The following is a 20,388-nucleotide window of genomic DNA, read 5'->3' as shown; positions in this document are numbered from 1 at the left end:
TGTTAAAATTCTCTCAAGGCTCTAATTTCACCTACTTCCATTTCGCATCAAGCTTTTTATTGTTTTCACCTCAATTAAGCCTTTTCAATTCACCTCAATTAACATTTTTTCTGCAACAGTGATCTGACTTGTTTGTCAGCTCCCTGTATTTCATTGCTTTGGCTATTCTCTGTTTTTGGCAGGCCCAAATACAGGTGTGGTATAACTATTGCTTTTTTAAAAACGAAATTAGTATGAAAAAAATCTTACTAGCACTTGCGCTGGCGCTATTTGCTATGGCGGGAGCTATGGCCCAAAAAAGCATCAGTGGCAAAGTGTCCGATCAGAATGGCCAGCCCTTAATTGGTGCCAGCATTCTAGCCAAAGGCACCACAGTTGGGACTGTTTCCGATGTAAACGGTAGCTATGTCCTCGCTTTGCCTGCTTCTGTAAACGTTATTGTGGTCAGTTACACTGGTTTTACTACCCAGGAACTTACCGTTGGTGACGCCAGCACACTGGATGTGATTTTGAAAGAAGCGGCCACCAACCTTAGTGAATTGGTCGTTACAGGCTCCGGGGTGGCCACCAGCAAAGCCAGACTGGGTATCTCCGTAGAAACCATCGCTGCCAAAGACCTGCCCGCAGTGCCTACGGGCTCCGTAGACCAGGCGCTGATTGGTAAAATCGCCGGTGCACAAATCAGCACCGTAAGTGGTAGCCCGGGGGCAGCTGTAAACATCCTGCTCCGTGGTATCAACTCCGTAAACCGGGGTACCACTCCGATGATTCTCGTCGACGGCTTACAAATGGCCGCCTCGGATTTGAACTCACTGGACTTGAACTCGATCGATCGCATCGAAGTTGTACAAGGTGCCGCATCTGCCTCCATTTATGGTGCCCAGGGCGCGAATGGCGTAATCCAATTGTTTACTAAAAGAGGAAAAAGTGGAAAAGTGAGCATTGACTTTTCTTCAGGCATCACCAACAACACCTACCTCAACATTGGCGGACTGGCCAAATCCCAATTCCACGGGTATGCTACAGATGCCAACAACAACGTAGTAAGTGGCAGTGGTGTGCCGTTGGCAATTGACCCTGCTACGGGCATCTACAATGCCAACCTGGTGTGGAACAGTACCGATCCCACCAACCTGACCAATAAGCCTTACAATGCCAACCTGAAATACCACGATCACTTCAGCGAGTTCTTTGTCCCCGCCAATACCTTCAACAACAGCGTATCCATTTCAGGCGGTGCCGACAAGATTGACTTCAGTGTATCTGGCTCCAACAACCGCCAATATTCCAACTTCATCAACAACGGGTACAACGACCGCAGCAACCTGACCCTCAACATGGGCGTGGAGCTGGCCAAAGGATTGCGTTTCCGCAATACAACCCAGTTGGTGCGCACCGAGAATACGGTAAATGGGGAGCAAAGTTTGGTGTATCCGGTCTTCAACAGCCGCGCTTTTGCCGATTATGGTGCCAAACTGCCCGATGGTTCTTACTCGGCTTATTTGGGCGATGCGGTGGGTGTAAATGGTGCAAACCCCTTTTATTACGAGCAATACCGCACCAAAAAAGACCTCAAGACGGACATCATTCAGAACTTCAACCTGAACTACAAATTCGCCAAATTTGTAGAATTGGATGCCAAGTACGGGATCAACTACCGCAAAGAAGACCTCGTTTGGAACATCGCCAACCAATCTGGTAACGCCAACTCCAATGAGGCTCAGTATTATGTTGGGGGTAACATCACTCCAGACAATACCGGGGGAATTGACAAGTATTTTTATACCAACTCTTTCCAGAACTTCCTGGCAACGGCTTACGTCCGCACCGATTTTCAGAAAGACTTTGGCATGAAAATCCCGATCACCACTTCTACCCAAATCACTTTTGACCACCGCAGACAAAAATACACCGAGTACGACGCTTCTTCAGCGGGATTGCCTTCCTATACGCCATATACGGGCTCACAAGGTACCTCGTTCAAGGTGCTCACCGACTATGTTGAACCATTCGTGACTTATGGTTTCCTGGTCAACCAAAAAATTGAATTTGACGACATCGCTGGTATTTCTGCCGGGGTGCGGAGTGATTATTCTTCAGCTTTTGGAGAGGGCTCCAAGCCATTTACTTTCCCACGTGGAGACGCTTATTTGCGCTTGTCTTCAATGGATTTTTGGCAAAACAGCAATTTGACCAACATTATCCCTGAATTCAAATTACGTGCTGCTTATGGTCAGGCGGGTATTCAACCTCGGCCATTTGACCGTTACGTTACCCTGGGTACCCGGACTTTGGGCGCTTCAAACGGTTTCTACTTCAACCCTGCTCAAAACAACCCTGAGTTGAGTGTGGAAGTATCCAAAGAAACCGAAATTGGTACCGACATCACCTTCAATGTAGGTGGAGAAAGCAGCAACTGGCTCAATAGTTTGCGCCTTTCGGCTACTTATTGGAAACGGACCACTGACAACGCGATTTGGGACGTAAACGTAGCGCCTTCTGCTGGTTCAGGCTCCCTTAAAACCAACGCATTCTCTTTAGGTTCTTCCGGCTTGCAGGCTTCTTTGAACACCAATGTTTTCCGCAGCAAAAAACTCAACTGGAATTTTACGCTCAACTTCACCAAACAAACCTCACAAATCAACTCAGTGGTTGGCAACCAGGAAATTGTAGTAATTTCCAATGCAGGTAGCACCAACTACGTATTGAGAGGGGGCGAAAAAATTGGCCAGTTGTACGGTTATTTTATGTTGCATAGCATCACTGAGAAAAAACCGGATGGCACGCCTTTTATTCCTGCTGACCAACAAGGGCAGTACACCGTGGGTAGCAATGGTTGGGTAATCAACAAAGCGACCAAATTCCCTTATGTAACTCCTGACAAGTACAGCTTTGGTGATCCAAATCCAAAATTCAACTTGTCTTTCATCAACGACATCAGCTTTAGTGATTGGTTGACCTTTTCCTTCCAGATTGACTGGGTAAATGGCAATCACCTGTACAACCAAACCAAAGAATGGATGTATCGGGATGGTATCCACAGTGATTATGCACAACCCTTCACCATTGATGGTCAAACGGGTGCCTGGACCGCATTTTACCGTGGGGTTTACGCTGCAGTTTCTCGCAATGGTACCAAAAACTATTTCTACGAAGATGCCTCTTTTGCCCGCCTGCGGAACGTAGCGCTAGCCGTAGATTTTGCCAAAGTGAGCAAATTGCCCGTTTTGAAAAGATTACAATTGGTTTTGTCTGGTCGCAACCTCGTAACGATTACCAAGTATACGGGAATGGATCCCGAAATTTCTTCAGGTTCGATCAACTCTGCCTGGGACCGTGGTACTGATCACAGCACCCTACCCAACTTTAAGTCATACCAGGCAACCCTCAATTTTGGATTCTAACTTTAAATCTTCTACGCAATGAAAAATAGCAAAATATTCATTTCCATGCTGGTGTTGTTGGGGCTTTCCGTTTCCTGCAAAAAGGAATTGGACATCCTGAATCCCAACCAACCCACTACTGGAAGTGCCAATTCTGAAGCGGGCATCATCGCTCTTGCCCAAGGTGGAGTTTACGTCAATGGCTTTCGCACGGTAAACTATGGCGGTTTCCAGGGTACCTTTTTTGGCGACCCTCTAGCTTACCACGACATCATGGGTGACATCGTTGCCTGTGAAGCGGCCAACCAACGGGTCAATGAAATTGGTTGCCCCAACTATGTCATCACCGACAATGGCACCAAAATCATCAACCCCAACTCGCCCAGTACCCAGCCAGCGATGTTGCGCCAGGTCAACATCAACGCCAACGCCAGCGACAACCCACTTTATTACGAGTGGGCCTATATGTATGGCCTGAATACCGCCTGCAACAACGTTTTAGCTTTGGTCGAAACCGTTTCTTTTACGGGTGACGCCAATGCAAAGAAAGGTGTATTAAAGGCTTGGGCCTATTGGTGGAAAGGTTTTGCCTACGCCCGAATTGGCTCCATTTATTACGCTGGCATCATCAACGATGCGGTTTCGGGTACCAACGATAAGTACTACAGCAAAGAAGACATCATCAAGGAATCCAATAAAAACCTGGATGCTGCTGCCGCTGCCCTGAATGGATTGAGCGCAGGTGGTGATTACAGCAAAGTTTTGGGTGCCTTGATCCCCGATTTCTTTCAGGTAGGAAAGGGTGGCGTTTTGACTCCAGACATGTGGAAGCGCAACATCAATTCCCTGAAAGCGCGCAATATACTTGTAAATACAATTGCAAAAGATATGACGCCTGCCCAATGGAACGCCATCATTGATTTGACCAACAATGGCATCAAATCCTCCGACTTTGTGTTCACTGGGCGCTCCAACTCCAATGCTGACTTCTTCTCCGCAACGGGCAACGTGCCTGCTACACTGGCAGTTGGTGCAACCAACGTAGGCGTAACCTACCGCATCAGCGAACGTTTTATCCAGGATTTTAAAGCAGGCGACAAACGTTTGGAAAACAACTTCAACAACGGACCTGCTGCGCCCTGGATTGGCAACAGCGACCGGGGTAACGTTTTTAATACCCGTTGGGGCATGGTCAGCAATGGCAAAGGGCTCCCCGGAGTCATTTTTTATGGCTCCAGAGACGTAGGCGCTTATGAACTGTACCTGGCTACTACCTACGAGGAAAACGAATTGACCAAAGCAGAAGCCTTGATCAATACTGGCAAAATTGAAGAAGGGTTAAAAGTCATTGACGCTATTCGCAGTTTGCAAGGTGCTGGTTTGGCCCCAGTAGCAGGGACCAACTTGACTTTGGCGGATGCCAAAGAGGAGCTGCGCAGAGAACGGCGGGTAGTGTTGCCTTTCCGTGGCTTGGCATTCTACGATGCCCGTCGTTGGGGCGTTATCGACGACATCAGCAAAGGTGGTGGCCGTACCAATTGTGTTGTACTGGATAAGTTCAATATCCTGAACACCAAGGCAACCATCAACTATAACTACCTCGACTATTGGGATGTACCCGACAATGAGTTGGCGTACAATCCAGCCGGAGCAGGAAGTGCCGCCGTGAAAAATCCTAAATAAGGGTGGATTAAATAAAAAAACTTCCAATGAATTGACCTTGTGGTCGTTCGTTGGAAGTTTTTAATAAGCGTTTTTTTTTACTATCTGTATTGCGAGGTGAAGCCTTCTCTTGGGCGGGCTTCACTCTTTTTATTCCCATTTTTACCTTTCATTCATCCATTGCAAAAACTCACTTGCCTTCGCCTTGCTCACTGTGATTTGATCGTGGCATTTGACTTTGGGTTTGATTTTCAACTTGCGGGCAAAGTCCTGTTCAATGGATTCAATCAGTTCAAAATTAATGAGGTGCTGGCGATTGGCCCGGTAAAACTGCTGGTGTCCCACCATACGCTCAATTTCTTCCAAAGAGTGCGGCACCAAATAAGTATTGCCCTTGAAAGTTTGTAAACAGACATCTTCTCCTAAAATGTAAAACAGGGCAATCTCCTTGGTTGGGATGGGAATGAAGCTACCTCTAAAGGATACTAAAAAATTACTTTTGAGCCCACCACTGTTGTGCAAGGTATCCATCGCTTCGGCAAAGGCGCGCAAATCCGGGGCCTCCGAACGATAAAAACTCGCCAGTGATTTTACTTTATCCAGGGCCAAACGTACATCTGCCGTACTAAAGGGTTTGAGCACGTAGGCTACTCCATTGGTTTGAAAAGCTTGCAAGGCATATTCATCGTAAGCGGTGCAAAACACCACCGGGCAGAGTATGGTTGTCTCTTTAAAAATATCAAAACTAAGGCCATCCGCGAGTTGGATGTCTAAAAAAATCAAATCTGGCGCCGGTGGGTAAGCCAAAAAATTGAGCGTACCTTCAATCGAATCGGTGATGCCCAGAATGGTAATGGAGGAATCGATTTCCTGGAGGGTTTCGCTCAAGTCCTGGGCGGTCTTGGGCTCGTCTTCTACGATCAGGATTTTCATTGGTACATTATGGTTTAGGGAAGTTGAGGAAGGTTGAGGAAGGTTGAGGCTCCGCGAGCAGCTTAGACATAGCACTTGCTCAAGTCGCTCGCGGAGCCTCAACCTTCCTCAACCTTCCTCAACCTTCTCAACTATCTAAACTTGCGCAACCGGCTCTTCATCCACAAAATTGGTCTCTCCCTCCCATTGGCCTACAATGGCCGTTGCCAGGCAATTACCAAGGGTATTGGTGGCCGTGCGTCCCATGTCCATCAGAGCATCAATACCCAGGATGGCGGCAATGGGCCAATCTGGCAAACCAAATGAAGCAGCTGTTCCAGTCAAAATCACCAAAGATGCGCGCGACACCCCGGCGATGCCCTTTGTGGTCAGCATCAAGGTGAGCAGCATCGTGATTTGGGCGCCAATAGGCATTTCAATTTTACCCGCTTGGGCCACAAAAATTGCCGCAAGGGACAAGTATAAGGTGGAACCATCCAGGTTAAAACTCAATCCTGTAGGCAAAACAAAAGAAACCACCCGACGGGAAACCCCCATTTTTTCCATATTTTCCAGGGCTTTGGGCAAAGCCGCTTCGGAGCTGGTTGTAGCAAAAGCAATCGTCACTGGCTCAGAAGCGTATTTCCAAAAGCGCCGAATCGGAATGCGGAAAATCAAGGCAGCAGGTAACAATACCCCCAGAATAAACACGATCAAGGCACCATACAGGGTAAGCAGCAGGAGTCCTAAATTGGCAAAAACCCCGAGCCCCAGTTTGGCCACGGTGTAGGCAATGGCGCCCCCAACGCCAAAAGGTGCAAAATACATGACGATGTTGGTGAATTTGAACATGATTTCGGACAAACTCTCCGCAAAAGTCAGGAAAGGGCGGCGATGCTCTGGCTTAGCCTGCGTCATGGCAAAAGCGAAAATCAAACAAAAGACGACAATTTGTAGGATTTCTCCTTCGGCTACAGATTTGATCAGGTTTTCAGGAAAGGTATGCAGAACGATCTCGGGACCAGTCATGGGCTTGCGCACTTCCGGGAGCGTTTCGGACGTAGGCATGGGGGGCAGGTTTTCGCCTGCTTTGGTGATATTGATGGCCGCCAACCCGATTACCAGGGCAATGGTGGTCACAATCTCAAAATAAATAATCGCTTTCAGCCCCATCCGACCTACCGATTTCATGTCGGAATGCCCGGCAATACCTACTAGCAAAGTGCCAAAAATCAAAGGTGCGACAATGGTTTTGATCAATTTGATGAACACTTTGCTCATCACATTGTACCATTCGGCACCTCCCGGCAGGGTATGACCCACTTCAGCACCAAAAACCAGTGCAAAGAGTATCCAGGTTGTAATGCTGCCTTTGCGGTAAGCCAAATAAGCCAGGCCAGCCAAGCCAACCCAACGGGCAATAGTAGCAACCAGGTCTGGTACAACTTGTACCTTGTAAGCCAGGAAGTTGATAAATAAGGCTGTTGCAACAACTATCCATACCGGCAATTGCTCCTTCAAGGTCAGTTGTGGGGAAGATTTGGTGTTTGTTTGTTCCATCTCGTGCTGTCTGTAATTTGGTTTCAGCTTACAAGATAGCAACAATGGGGAAAAACCTAGGGCAGCGGCTAAAAATCTTAAAACTGACGGGATATGGATAAGCCAAAATAGGCACTGCTGCTTTGTTCTTCATAGGTTTCACCGGGCAAAGGCACCGAAACAACCAAATTTGGGGTCAGGCCAAAAGTCCAATTCCCCGCGTAGTAATAAAATGGCACTGCCAAATTGATGCTCATCAGGCCAAAAACATTGGCGCTGCCTTCTTGTCGGGGCCTTGGAGTGGGGGTCGGTAGCTTTTTTTTGCGCTCGGTCCAGCGTACTCCAGTTGCCCTTTCAAATTGCGCTAGAGGCAAAGTGTAAAAGGGAATGTTTTCGGTGCCGAACAAACCTGATAGAGACGGCCCAATGGCACAATTCCCCAGGACCCCCTTTTGCCCCAGAGGCCAATATCCAGAAGAAAAAAGATTGAGCCGATATCCATTTTCTTCCCCCAGCATGGCCGTGAATGAGGTACCTACATTAAACGCACCAAAAGTCAAATCGGTAGATAGTCCAATGCCATTGCTTAGCAGTCCTTCTTCAGCAGGGTTAAAAAAGGTGTGGGCAAAAGACAAACCGTAACGCCAATTGGATGTAAAGGAACCCGCAAAGCCCAGACTTAAATTGGTCTGGGTATAGGATAACGATGCAGAATCTCCATACATACTGCCACTCAATCCGACGTACAGTCCAGTTGGATGGCTGTAAAAAACACCTGGAAATAGGCCAACCTGACTACTTCCAAAATCCCGCCCGGCGGAAAGCACCCGGCTATTGAATGTGGTAGAGATGGTCCAGGAGGCGGTTTTGATTTGTTGGGTTTGAAAACTGGTATCGGGCAAACGGTTGATGTCTGGGTTTTGGGCACAAAGCTGGCCCAACAAAATCAGGATTAGACTGGTCAATAAGGGTTTCATGAGCAGGTGAATTTAAATTGTGGTGCAAAGGGATGCTTGTTTGGATATGCTTTGGGAAAAATCAGAGGTCTGTCATCCCAATGCACCACAACAGGATGGGAAGAAATTAATTCACTTTAGTCCGACGGTTGGCTGCATTCTCTACCGCGGTGTTGCGCCGCGCATCCGAATTTTGCTGGGCAGCACCTTTACGGGCAGCACTGTTGGTAGAGCCGGTTTCCTGGCGTGCGGCAGAGTTGGTTTTGGCATTCGCCAGGCGCTCTTTTGAATTCTGGTCTACCAATTGTTTTGCTTCGTCTTTGCTTACCTGGCCGTCGGCAGCAGCAGCTTCCCGTTCGCCTTTGTTTTCGTCATAAGTGGACTTGCGGACCTCGCTGTTGGCTCCTTTCGTCGCTTCCCGATTGGCTTGTCCGGCAGTAGCCGTTTCTTTGCGGACAGTTGAATTACTTTTGGCTGTCTCACGGCGATTCTGAGCATTTTGCTCCGGGATGGTGCTTGATTGGGCATTGCTGTTCACAAAGCTAAAAGTCATCAGGGCCAAGGTGCAGGCGAAAAAGCGAATCATCAATTTTGTTGACATGGTTTTGAAATTTTTAGGTGAAAAATGTACACTTGTTTGTGTTTGATGATTCAAAAGTAGAGGGCGGAACAAGGCCTGCCAACTTTATTCAACCTGGGGAGAGAAGCCTTCAACCAATGGTGAATTTTCTTCAATTTGGCAGATAGATTAAACCCGTCAAGCGTAACCAATCGCCGTTTCAGCACGTCTTTGCTCTGTAGAAATGCACTTTGATCCAAAAAAAATCCACCCTGATCGGAATTTGAAAAGACCAAAGGTGTTTTGTACCCTATATTTAGAACACTTTCCCGAACGATAAATCAAGTACCGCACCATGTCAAACTTTCGTACCTACCTGAAAGAGCATTTTAATCAATTTTTGTACACCCTCCACTCCATTCCGGAGGCTGTGCGTTTTTTTCGCAAAAACCGCTTATGGGAAGGTTTCCTAGCCTATGGCTGGGTGAACAAAATTTTGATCCTGGTGGGCATCATCGCAGGCGTCAGAACCCTGGCGAATGTTTTTGAATCCGTAAATGCGGTGGATACCTCGAATGCAATGGCGCTAATGAGTTCGATGGACAATTTTGTGAACAATCTGGTCAAAAACCAGTGGGAGTTTTTTACTGACGAAGGCTTCCGTTACGGCGTTTTGATCCTACTCGAAATTTTCATTTTCCATGTTTGTCACCGCACAGTAGACATTTTATTAAAAGACAAAATGCGGGAACCCCGCCTCAACGACTTCATCAAAGCTCAAATTCGCATCGCTGTATTGGGGGCTATTTGTATGGCCATTGAAGGTGTGGTCGTAGCCATTATTGAACCTATTATTGAAGGCATCCCGGTAGTAAGCTGGTTTAAGGAGCCCCTTCTCTTTTTTATCCATTGTTTCTTTATGGGCATCCTGATTCTGGACAACTACAATGAGATGTTCGGCCTGAAAATTAAAGACAGCTTTAAATACTCCCTGCGTTTTCCTGGCATCGCTCTGGCGGTAGGAATGGTCCTACGGATTTGTTTCGTGGTGCCTGTAATTGGCCCAATTGTAGGCACATTGGTGACTGCAGTCACTGTATCCATCGTGATGCATGAATTGGCCAATTTGCAGTTGGGAGACGGGGATTGGGAAGAGGAGTTGGTGTGAAGGTTGAGAAGTTGAGGAGTTGAGAAGTTGAGGCTACCGCGAGCGACATTGACAATGTCCTTGTCTAAGCCGCTCGCGGTAGCCTCAACTCCTCAACCTCTCAACTCCTCAACTGTTAAACTAGCTCCGCCGTCACCAACATACAATCTTCAAAAGTGGAATACTGTAGCTCAAACGTGGCTTCAAAATCATCCTTGATAACCCGCCCCTGAAACGAGCCACCTGCTGTTTGATAGTCAAAAGCATCGAGCAGCAGGTGCTCACAAAAATCGATTTCCCGCTTTCCATAAGCTTTGTACAAAGCCTCCTTGGCGCACCAACAGACGTGCAAGTGGGCAATGTGGTGTTCAGCCGGATGGATAAAAGCCAGTTCACGCGCACTTAAAAAACGTGGGGCCAGGCGACCAATTTTTTCTACGATTTGCTGAATGTCAATGCCCAGTACTTTTTCACCCACCATCGCTGCTGCCAACTGATGGGAATGGCTGATTGATACTTGCAAGGGGCTATTGTGCAAATGTGGTTTCCCGTATTCATCCTTGACCAGCATAGCCCGCTCCTCCCCGGGAACCAATGCAGCCACCAACTGTCGAACGGCCAACCATTCCATCCTCCGCCAACCTTTAATCGTTTCCAGTTGCGCCTGCTCAGCTGCACTAAGCTGTAACTGCTCCAAAAACCACGCTTCGGATTCTTCGATGCGCCAGATGGCGTAGGTACTCTGATCTTGATGTTGACTAATGATTGGCATTTCTGGTCTATCTGCATATATTTGAGCGCATCGACCAGCGGCAGAGCCGCGAAACGTCTGTAGGAAAATGGCAAAAATCCGGCATGAAGGTGCAGCGCACCGGAACATTTCGCTGACATTGTTCCGGTGCGCTGCACCTTTACGCTGGTCTCATGCCTTAAATCTACAGACGTTTTGCGGCTCTGCCGCTAGTCGTCAGCGCCATTTGTTGCAAATAACTAAACTTTTCACCATTATTTTTTGTCAAAAAAGCCTAGAAAAACATGGGTTCTTCCTTACAATATCAACGCCACGCCGTACTCACGGGCCACAATGCCGCAGTATTTGCCCTGAGTGCAACGGATGATCCCCGTTTTTTCCTCTCCGGAGCAGGTGAGGGTTGGGTAGTGCGTTGGGATATGGAAGCGCCGGAGTTGGGCAAGCTGATTGCCAAGGTGGACACCCAAATTTTTTCCCTTCTGCATTTGCCCGATCTCCAGCAAGTGGTGGTCGGCAATATGAATGGTGGCGTGCATTGGGTGGACCTGGCTGAACCGGAGGCCACCAAAAACATTGCCCACCACCGCAAGGGCGTTTATCGCATCCTGCGCATAGGGGAGCAAGTTTTTACCGCTGGCGGCGACGGCATTTTAACTCGTTGGGACATCCAAAGCGCCCGCACCCTGGAGAGCATTCAACTGAGCCACCAAAGCCTGCGTGGCCTGGCCTATTGCCCAATCCGTCAGGAAATTGCGGTAGGTGCCAGCGACCACAACCTCTACCTTGTTGATGTGCATACCTTTCAAATCAAAGCCAAAATTCCTAAAGCCCACAATCATTCGGTTTTTTGTGTGCAATACAGCCCGGATGGAAAATACCTGATCAGTGGTGGGCGCGATGCCTTACTCAACGTTTGGGATGCCGAGAACCTGGATTTGCTCAATTCACAAGCGGCCCATCTGTTTACCATCAATGACATTGTTTTTAATTCCGCTGGCACCCTGTTTGCCACCGCCAGTCGCGACCGAACCATCAAAATCTGGGACGCTGAAAGTTTCAAATTGAATAAGGTATTGAACACCATCCGGGACCATTGCCACGTCAATTCGGTCAATGCCTTACTCTGGTCAGCGCACGACAATCTGTTGATTTCTGCTAGTGACGACCGCAGCATGATGTTGTGGCGGAGTTTGTCGTAAAATTTAATTTTGTACCTTGCCCCCAGAAAGGGCGATAAAAAAGATAAGAACTCATTTTGCCAAAGATGAAAACTTATTTTTGCCCCACTACAAAGAAAACCACTCGAGCACATGATTTTTTCGGATAAGAAGATTTTGGAGTCAATTGAGGCAAAAAAAATCGTCATTGAACCTTTTCGACGCGACTGTTTGGGCACCAACTCCTACGATGTACACCTCGGCAAATGGCTGGCTACGTACAAAGACCAAATCCTGGACGCCCGCAAACACAACGAAATTGAGCACTTCGAAATCCCTGAAACGGGTTTTGTACTACACCCTGGCATTTTGTACCTTGGCGTAACCGAAGAATACACCGAAACGCACAACGCTGTTCCTTTTCTCGAAGGCAAATCCAGCGTTGGCCGCCTGGGCATCGATATTCACGCTACCGCAGGAAAAGGTGATGTAGGTTTTTGCAATACCTGGACTCTCGAAATTTCGTGCACCCAACCCGTGCGGGTATATGTAGGCATGCCCATCGGGCAACTCATCTACTTTGCGGTGGAAGGAGAAATTGAACGGTACTACAACCTCAAAAGCGACGCCAAATACAATCAACGGACAGAAAAACCCGTAGAAAGTATGATGTGGCGGAATAGTTTTTAAATTTGAATCTTTGTTTACCAATAAAACCTTATTCAATCACTAACCTTCACAATGGTATGAGTAGTAGCAATACAGAATCCTGGGGCTCCCGAGTTGGCCTGGTACTGGCCATGGCGGGTAACGCGGTAGGTCTGGGTAACTTCCTGCGCTTCCCGGTACAGGCCATCCAAAACGGCGGTGGTTCCTTCATCATTCCCTATCTCGTCTGTTTTTTATTGATGGGTATTCCACTGCTTTATGTGGAATGGGCAATGGGTAGATTTGGTGGAAAATACGGCCACCACAGTACCCCCTTTATCCTTGATTCCATGTCGAAATACGGCTTCTGGAAATACATCGGGGTATTTGGTATTTTCACCAACCTGGCTGTAGCAGCTTATTATTGCTACCTGGAAAGTTGGACTTTGGGTTACATCTGGCATTCCGTGGCGGGCACCTTCAATGGTCAAACCCGTGATGAAGTAGCCAATTTCTTTACCAACTATACCGGATTGAGTGATGCTCAGCCAATCATTTTCTGGATCATTTGTTTGTTGCTCAATACCTGGATCCTATCCCGTGGTTTGAGTGGCGGGGTAGAAAAAGTAGCCAAAATTGGGATGCCTTTGTTGATCCTTTTTGGCATCATTCTGGCCATTCGTGGGGTAACTTTACAGCCCGGCAGTGGAAATGCCTTGTATGCTGGTACCGAAGGTTTGAATTACCTCTGGACCCCTGATTTTTCCACCATCTGGTCGCCTAAGGTCTGGCTGGCTGCCGCCGGGCAAATCTTCTTTACCCTCTCGGTGGGCATGGGTAGTATTCAGTGTTATTCCTCCTACCTCAAATCCCGCGACGACGTGGCGCTCAACGCCATGAGTGCGGGCTGGATGAACGAATTTGTAGAAGTGTGTTTGGGTGGTGCCATCGTGATTCCCATTACCGTGGGGTATTTTGGCATCGATGGCATGTTGGAACTGGTGAACAAAGTAGGTGGTTTGGGGCTTGGTTTCCGCACCTTACCTTTCTTGTTCCAACAATGGGGCCCCTTCCTGGCAGTTATGGCCAGCGTGATGTGGTTTGGTTTGTTGTTCTTTGCCGGGATTACTTCATCGCTGGCGATGGGAACACCATGTATGGGCTTCCTGCAGGATGAATTTGGTTGGAAAAGAGAGAGTGCAGCCTGGGCATTTGGTGCTACGGTTGCCGTTTTGGGTCTTCCAACCGTTCTTTACTTCAACTACGGCGTCTTCGATGAATACGACCACTGGGCAGGCACCGTTTCCCTGGTCATTTTTGCCTTCTTCGAACTCATTCTGTTTGCCTGGGTTTTTGGCATGAAAAATGGCTGGGAAGAAATTACCCGGGGTGCCGATATCAAAGTGCCGATCATTTTCCGCTACATCATTCAATACGTGACTCCGGTTATCCTGGGCTGGGTATTGTTTGCGAGTATGCCGGCAAACTGGGACAAAATCATGAACACGGGCCTGTACGCTCAAATTGCTGAAGCGACCGACCCTGCAGTGATTGATCACCTGAAAAAAACAATAATGTACCAAAACATCGCACGCCTGGGGCTTTTAGCCATTTGGGTGGGTGTTGCCGTACTCGTATACGTGGCCTACCGCAAGCGCATGCGCGAAGGTAGATTTACCCATTAATTACTTATGTATGACGCAAAACATGAGTCATCTCGAATTTTCGGGATGACTCATGTTTCTGTGTCACTAAAAATCAACTATCATGAACACAACTGCATTGTTGATGTATCTTGGCGCAAATATTACGGTGGCTGCGTTCACCGCGTACTTTTTTTACAAAGTATTGACCACGCCAGCACAAAAGCACGATGATGACGAGGCTTAGTGCTTCATCATCAAGTTGATACAAAAAGAGCTTGGGGCAAATAAATCGCCCTCAAGCTCTTTTTAATTTAAGGAGCAACTGAAAATTAAGTTGCTTGGTTTTTATCTTTCCTAAAAGCCAAACCCACTCATAATCGCCCCGGCAATCACTGCGGCGATAACTGGCCCAAGCACCGGAACCCAGGCGTACCCCCAATCACTTCCGCCCTTGCCCGCAATGGGCAAAATCGCATGGGCAATCCGTGGCCCTAAATCCCGCGCCGGATTAATCGCGTACCCCGTAGTACCGCCCAGACTCAAACCGATGGCCCACACCAATACACCCACCAAATAAGGGGACAAGCCCGAACCTGCTTCCGCATACAGCGCAATCACTCCAATGAGCAATACCATGGTACCAATGATCTCACTGATGAGGTTGGCGGGAGCATTGGCAATGGCAGGGCTGGTACTGAAAGCGGCCAGTTTTAGGCCTTGATCATTGGTAGCGCCCCAGTGAGGTAAGTGATGCAACCAAACCAGCGTGGCTCCCAGGATTGCGCCGATCATTTGAGCGGCTATGAATGGCAGAACATTGCTGTAATCACTGTTTTTGATCGCCATGGCGATGGTTACAGCGGGGTTGAGGTGCGCGTCAGCACTGCCAAATTTTTGTGCAACAAAAATTCCGATGGTCACCGCAAAGGCCCAACCTGCGGTGATGGCAATAAGCCCACCATTGTTGCCTTTGGTTTTGTTGAGCAATACGTTGGCGACTACACCATTGCCAAGCAAAATCAAAACGGCGGTACCGATGAGCTCGCCTAAAAAAGGAGAAGTGGTCATTGGATGAAAGGGTTTTAAGAGTTGCCTTGTTGAGCACCTCCAAGGAATGAGTTGAATTGTTCTAGGACTGCTGAACAAGATAGTAAGGGGATTTGAATCTTGCAAATTTGCTTTGTAAGTGATGAGCTAGCCCAAAAAAAATGCCAGTAAGGGCTTGGGAGGCACGCTTACTGGCTTTGTATAGGGGTCTAGTTGGAATACTTGGGGTTCACAGAGTGTTTTACTTAGGGCACAAAAAAATAGCACGCTACAAGTATTTCAGTGTTGTTGGCTTTTTATTAGTACATCACAATAAAACTGTAAAAGGGGGCGGTCCCGGCAATCGTAAGTCAAATTAATAAATTGTTGTAGGGTTTTAGTTTTACACGACCAACCGGGAACAAGCGCCAAACCCTCAGGGATACAGTGCTCTATCGTTCTCATGATGTAAAGATACGTGGGAAAATCCTCCAAAAACATCCCCGGATCAGGGGGCATATCGCACTATTGGCGAAGGAATTGAGCATATCGGCCATACGAAAAGCCGATGGTGAATAGGAGTTGGCTGATCATTTCAATGATGGAACGACCAATCATGATTTTAATGAATAGGAGATAGTCTGTATTAGAGATTTTATCTCCAGCGAAATATAAAAATATGCTGAGTAGATTAGGGATGATTAAACCAATATTTACCCAAAAATAAGGATTCTTGTTAAGTGGAACTTTAGAGTCAGTGTGGTAAAGTATCCACATGTATATGATCGGAAGTACGAAATTGAAGATTGCTAATGAGGTAGAATTGAAGGAACCATAAGCGTCTGGCCCTTCTATAAAGAAGAAATTTATCAAAATCGCAGCCAAAAGACTATACGACGTCCAAAGTACCCATTTAGCTTTGGGTCTAGGTAATAGTAATAAATAGAAAAAATAGCCGAGTAGAGAAAAATTAGTAAGAATAAAAAAGATTTCATAAAAATTAAAAGTTTTCAACGAAAAAAAAGCTAATAAAGGTTGAATTATATGTGGTTTGTTATTCATTAAATAAAAAACGACTTGTTCCCCAAGTGCTGTAATCAAGTGTGCGATTAAAAAATAATAAAAAACTTTTAGGGGCTTATTTAATGCTTTTAAGTGCTTTATCGAAGCTACAATCGGCAAAAGCATAGTTACCAAAGCTATTCTTGTCAATATTAGCCAAACATAGAAAGCTGCGGCTTCGGGATCTTGGGGCATGGCATCCAATTTTAAAGTGAAGAATTATGGAGTTAAAGACAAAATTTTACCTTTAACTCCATTTTGACAGAGTAATACTAAGGAGATGGAACTTTTGCACCATGTAGAAGGCCACCACCACCACCACCGATAAAATCTGTGTATGAACCCATTACAAGATGTGCAGTAATTGGGCGATTTTCATTTTTCCCAAGTCTAAATGCAATGGTATTGCTGCCTCTTGCTTTTGCTTTCAGAGAATCATATACGGCTTCCGATAAAATAAAATAGTAATCCGGAATGTGAGGCAATATGCTTATTTTATCTATCCAAAGCCTAGATACGGACAACCATGACACTCTGACGTTTGCCATGTCTCCGTAGTCCATTACTCGAATAGCAATGTGCTTATTGTCTTGATAAGCAAACAGTTGTTCTATTTGCGAGTCATGCGCTAAAAAGGTAATTACATTACCAAGTGCCGTAGTCTCGGTTCTCAAGTCATCTTTATTGAATCCTTGACCGGCGGTAAATTCGAAAATAGCTCCCATAATGAAATTTTTTATTGATTAATCACTTGTTAAAGACCTTAGAACGGACTTCTTCCAATTGACTTTGTATGTTCAGTTTTTTGGGGTTTAAGTAATCATTTTGCCTAAGCTCTTTTTTTAGAACCTTTGGGTTTAATGGAACTATTGGCTTGTCAATTTTATTTCCAGAGGATATTTCAAAATCTTTAGGGTCAAAAAAATACTCAGCTTTATCTTTTTTTACATAATAATATTCTTTGTACAAAGGGCCATAAGCCCTAATCAGCTGTAACTCAATACTCCTATCCTCCTGTAAATTAACAGGAATAAGTTTCCTATTCACTTGTATAGAAAAAACAATAGGATACCTACCCGTTTTTACTTGGGTAATTTTTAGTTCTTTTTTTACAAGTTGCTTAGTAAGAATATTATTTTTTTTCTCATTAAAGTAATAAAAATCTGTATCTCTTGCGATTACGAAATCAGTTTTCTTGTAATTTTTACGGAGAAAAATGTTTCTTGAAGCTTTCAACCTCATATAATTCACGGGCATTTTAATATAATTCTTTTCGTTAGCTAGTTTTCGAATCAACCCCTCATAACTTAAATCTTCCTTGAAGGCCTTCAATTGTGCAGATGAAACTGATAACTGAGAGTCTTTGCTGGTAAAAGGGTCAGTCTTAAATACGCAGGAATCACACAAGCGTTTGTTTCTAGGTCTAATTCCAGCTAGTAAATAGTCAATTTTTGAAACTATCTCATCATCACCTATCATGCTCAAATTTATCATGCTTATTGGAGCAATTTCACAAGAGTTTTCTACAAAATTCATGGGGTCGTTTATATGTAAAATTTGTTGATGGTCCGACGTTTCTTCGTATCCACTAATCACGACAATGTGGTTGCCGGAATCTGCATCTTCCCCCGCTCCACTGCCATACTCAAGTCCTAAAACCAAAGGCATACAGTAATTAATCTCTTTTACTATATCACTAAATACCAACTCTTTTAACATAGTATTATAATATCCCAATTTGTGAAACACCGAGGAGTAAGTTGAATTGAAAAAATAAGAGGGATAAAAATAAGGTATAGTAAAATTCCCAGGGGTTCCACTGTCGTCGCACAAACAAGTTCCGCAGCATTCTGAAGAAACAGATAACGGGAAGTCATCTGTATCTATGCCATATCTCGGCGCTGAACCGTGTAAACCATCAAGAAAAAAATCTACAATTTGACATTGGGTGCTCAATGTGCCTCCAGAGGTAGTAATGTCTCTGTTATGAAATTTATCGATCATCTCAGCACTCGCAGCCCAGCACCAAAGCGACTTTTGCTGTTTACACATTGGGACATCCAATATCGTTTGTCCGATAATCATTGTTGACAAGCTCAAGAATAAAGTAAAAAATATAACCTTCTTCATATTTATTTTTTTATTTATAAAACAATCCAATTAATAAAACCATAAACTGAAACAACCGCCACTTCTTCACCGCCTCAAGGGCCGAGTTCACATCCAGTTTTTCATAAATGGCTTTGATGTGATCCCCCACGGTGTATTCTTTGATCCCCATTTCGTCTGCAATCATTTTGCGGCTGAGACCATCGGCGAGTAGCTCCAAAATTTCTTTTTGCTTTGCCGAAAGGGGTTTGAAATTGGGTTTTTCGAATATGGTTTTGTCATTAAAAAAGTTAATGACTTTGTACGCAATGGAAGGCGACATGTAGCCGCAGCGCTCGGAAGTAGCTACGTCTTTAATGGCCTGAATCAGATTGATCCCTTCTACTTCATCTTCGGTTGCTTTCAAAGCATACCCATTGGCACCTGCACGGAGGGAACTGAAAATTTTGTCGTCGTCATCAAAACCAGTAAGCATCAATACTTTGGTGGTCATTTTGGCCTTACGGATCTCAATAAGTGCTTCTATACCCGTTTTACCCGGCATTTGTATATCCATCAAAACAATATCGGGGTTGATCTCCTTTATTTTTTTCAAGGCCTCCTTGGCATTGGGAAAAGCAGCTATCAGCTCCACGTCTTTGTCATCAGCTAAATAATCAGCCAGGCTTTTCCTGAATTTTGGATTGTCCTCAAATAATATTGCTCGAATCATAGCCTCTGAATTTTACAATGACCAAAAATCGTATACTATTTCCAGCTTACCTATCCCCAGAATTGGGGGGTATGTTTAAAGTTTGGGTATCAAAACCCTGATGTGGGTCCCCTGCCCAGGTGCAGTGTCCAATGAAAATTTGAAAAAACTTTCCGCTGAGCGGGTTTCAAAATTGGAGAGCCCATTTCCTTCACTTGGTACTTCCCGGCTGAATCCCTTCCCGTTGTCGTCTATTTTCATTTCAATCCAGTCGTGATTGTGAGGCGAGAATTTGATGCTCACTTGCTGGGCTTCGGCGTATTTGATGGTATTGTGCAAAGATTCTTTAAAAATTAAAAAGACATTACGGCGTTGCTCCATGCCGATCTTAAAATTATTTTTTTCACTCAAATCACTCGCAAAATCCAAGTTGATGCCGCGATTTCTAAGCAATTTACTCGCCGTTGATTTGATGCGTTCAACCAAACGCAGAAAATCATCGTTATCCGTTTTAATGGTCCAGACGGTATCTCGCAAGTTGGTAATGATTTCTTCAGCCGTTTGGCGCACTTCCTCCAAAGCAGCATGGATGAATGCTTTGGGTTCATCAAGTTGGGTCTGGATTTTTTCGATATCTAACTTAATACTGGACAAAGAAGAACCTATTTCATCGTGTAAATCACTGGCGATCCGGTTGCGAATCAATTGCATCTTTAAATTTTGCCTCAGGTTATATATCGCCCAGAAATAAACGATGGCCCCCAGAATCAAAACAATGTAAAAAACAATGGACGGATAAAACCACCAGGTTTCTGCCAACTCCTCTTCTACCTTAATTTTGAGGGTTTGAAACTTTACTTTTTTCCCCTTGGATAGAATGACATAATTGAATTCATACTCACCTCCTTTGAGAAAAGTATAGCGGATTTTTGGACTGATGCTGGATATGAGTTTTTCATCAACACCCTTTAGCTGATAAACATAAATAATCTCAAGATCCGTGGAATCGATAGGCTTCAATTTGATCTCCAGAATATCCTGAGTAGCAGCCAAAGGAAATTCGGGTTCAGCCCCTGTCCATGCTTGGCCATTGATGCTATCAATTTTTACTTGTGCAAAAGCAAGTTGAGATACCAACAG

The 20,388-nt window shown here is 45.5% G+C and carries 18 protein-coding genes; 7 read left to right on the top strand and 11 right to left on the bottom strand.

The genetic code is table 11. The features are described from left to right. The first annotated feature begins 233 nt into the window (after positions 1-233). Positions 234-3,404: a SusC/RagA family TonB-linked outer membrane protein gene (locus ACO08K_RS18795; protein WP_421797954.1), complete on the top strand. Its 3,171-nt coding sequence runs from the start codon at positions 234-236 to the stop codon at positions 3,402-3,404. A gap of 18 nt (positions 3,405-3,422) precedes the next feature. Next, positions 3,423-5,066: a hypothetical protein gene (locus ACO08K_RS18790; protein ID WP_421797953.1), complete on the top strand. Its 1,644-nt coding sequence runs from the start codon at positions 3,423-3,425 to the stop codon at positions 5,064-5,066. A gap of 141 nt (positions 5,067-5,207) precedes the next feature. Here the strand turns inward: ACO08K_RS18790 and ACO08K_RS18785 are convergent, their stop codons facing one another. The 4 genes from ACO08K_RS18785 to ACO08K_RS18770 all read right to left on the bottom strand — a co-directional run bounded on the left by ACO08K_RS18785 (position 5,208) and on the right by ACO08K_RS18770 (position 9,053). Then, positions 5,208-5,978, bottom strand: a complete 771-nt coding sequence (locus tag ACO08K_RS18785; protein WP_421797952.1) for a LytR/AlgR family response regulator transcription factor — start codon at positions 5,976-5,978, stop codon at positions 5,208-5,210. A gap of 135 nt (positions 5,979-6,113) precedes the next feature. Beyond that, positions 6,114-7,517, bottom strand: coding sequence for a dicarboxylate/amino acid:cation symporter (locus ACO08K_RS18780; RefSeq protein WP_421797951.1), 1,404 nt, complete (start codon positions 7,515-7,517; stop codon positions 6,114-6,116). Between the two features lie 77 nt (positions 7,518-7,594). Next, positions 7,595-8,473 carry a hypothetical protein gene (locus tag ACO08K_RS18775; RefSeq protein ID WP_421797950.1) on the bottom strand — a complete coding sequence of 293 codons (879 nt, stop codon included), beginning with the start codon at positions 8,471-8,473 and terminating at the stop codon, positions 7,595-7,597. Between the two features lie 106 nt (positions 8,474-8,579). After that, positions 8,580-9,053, bottom strand: a complete 474-nt coding sequence (locus ACO08K_RS18770; protein WP_421797949.1) for a hypothetical protein — start codon at positions 9,051-9,053, stop codon at positions 8,580-8,582. Between the two features lie 313 nt (positions 9,054-9,366). Here ACO08K_RS18770 and ACO08K_RS18765 point away from each other — a divergent pair, with 313 nt between their 5' ends. Next, positions 9,367-10,179, top strand: coding sequence for a hypothetical protein (locus ACO08K_RS18765; protein WP_421797948.1), 813 nt, complete (start codon positions 9,367-9,369; stop codon positions 10,177-10,179). Between the two features lie 115 nt (positions 10,180-10,294). Here the strand turns inward: ACO08K_RS18765 and ACO08K_RS18760 are convergent, their stop codons facing one another. Further along, positions 10,295-10,930 carry a 4'-phosphopantetheinyl transferase family protein gene (locus tag ACO08K_RS18760; RefSeq protein WP_421797947.1) on the bottom strand — a complete coding sequence of 212 codons (636 nt, stop codon included), beginning with the start codon at positions 10,928-10,930 and terminating at the stop codon, positions 10,295-10,297. Between the two features lie 263 nt (positions 10,931-11,193). On the opposite strand from ACO08K_RS18760, the gene ACO08K_RS18755 reads away from it, so the two are divergent. The 4 genes from ACO08K_RS18755 (at position 11,194) to ACO08K_RS18740 (ending at position 14,604) form a co-directional block, all read left to right on the top strand. Further along, positions 11,194-12,108, top strand: coding sequence for a WD40 repeat domain-containing protein (locus ACO08K_RS18755; RefSeq protein ID WP_421797946.1), 915 nt, complete (start codon positions 11,194-11,196; stop codon positions 12,106-12,108). A gap of 111 nt (positions 12,109-12,219) precedes the next feature. Further along, the gene (gene dcd, locus ACO08K_RS18750) at positions 12,220-12,756 is read left to right on the top strand and encodes a dCTP deaminase (protein WP_320032267.1); all 537 of its coding nucleotides are present in this window, start codon (positions 12,220-12,222) and stop codon (positions 12,754-12,756) included. Positions 12,757-12,812: 56 nt separating this feature from the next. Then, positions 12,813-14,399: a sodium-dependent transporter gene (locus ACO08K_RS18745; protein ID WP_421797945.1), complete on the top strand. Its 1,587-nt coding sequence runs from the start codon at positions 12,813-12,815 to the stop codon at positions 14,397-14,399. Between the two features lie 82 nt (positions 14,400-14,481). Next, a complete protein-coding gene (locus ACO08K_RS18740) occupies positions 14,482-14,604 on the top strand; it encodes a hypothetical protein (RefSeq protein ID WP_421797944.1) in 123 nt (40 codons plus the stop codon). Between the two features lie 110 nt (positions 14,605-14,714). Here ACO08K_RS18740 and ACO08K_RS18735 read toward each other — a convergent pair whose 3' ends face one another. From ACO08K_RS18735 to ACO08K_RS18710, 6 genes are all read right to left on the bottom strand, one after another. Next, on the bottom strand, positions 14,715-15,428 hold the full coding sequence (locus ACO08K_RS18735; RefSeq protein WP_421797943.1) for an MIP/aquaporin family protein: 714 nt from the start codon (positions 15,426-15,428) through the stop codon (positions 14,715-14,717). A 483-nt stretch (positions 15,429-15,911) separates the two neighbouring features. Next, positions 15,912-16,643: a hypothetical protein gene (locus ACO08K_RS18730; RefSeq protein WP_421797942.1), complete on the bottom strand. Its 732-nt coding sequence runs from the start codon at positions 16,641-16,643 to the stop codon at positions 15,912-15,914. A gap of 77 nt (positions 16,644-16,720) precedes the next feature. Continuing rightward, positions 16,721-17,173: a hypothetical protein gene (locus tag ACO08K_RS18725; RefSeq protein WP_421797941.1), complete on the bottom strand. Its 453-nt coding sequence runs from the start codon at positions 17,171-17,173 to the stop codon at positions 16,721-16,723. A 22-nt stretch (positions 17,174-17,195) separates the two neighbouring features. Further along, entirely contained in the window at positions 17,196-18,578 is a 1,383-nt protein-coding gene (locus ACO08K_RS18720; RefSeq protein ID WP_421797940.1) for a C39 family peptidase, read from the bottom strand. A 10-nt stretch (positions 18,579-18,588) separates the two neighbouring features. Further along, complete coding sequence (locus tag ACO08K_RS18715) at positions 18,589-19,269, bottom strand: response regulator (protein WP_421797939.1); 681 nt, start codon at positions 19,267-19,269, stop codon at positions 18,589-18,591. Between the two features lie 75 nt (positions 19,270-19,344). Further along, complete coding sequence (locus tag ACO08K_RS18710; RefSeq protein ID WP_421797938.1) at positions 19,345-20,385, bottom strand: sensor histidine kinase; 1,041 nt, start codon at positions 20,383-20,385, stop codon at positions 19,345-19,347. Positions 20,386-20,388 lie beyond the last annotated feature (3 nt).

The organism is Haliscomenobacter sp. (genome assembly GCF_965225875.1).
Lineage (GTDB): Bacteria > Bacteroidota > Bacteroidia > Chitinophagales > Saprospiraceae > Haliscomenobacter.
This window is presented reverse-complemented; position numbering and strand designations above follow the sequence as displayed.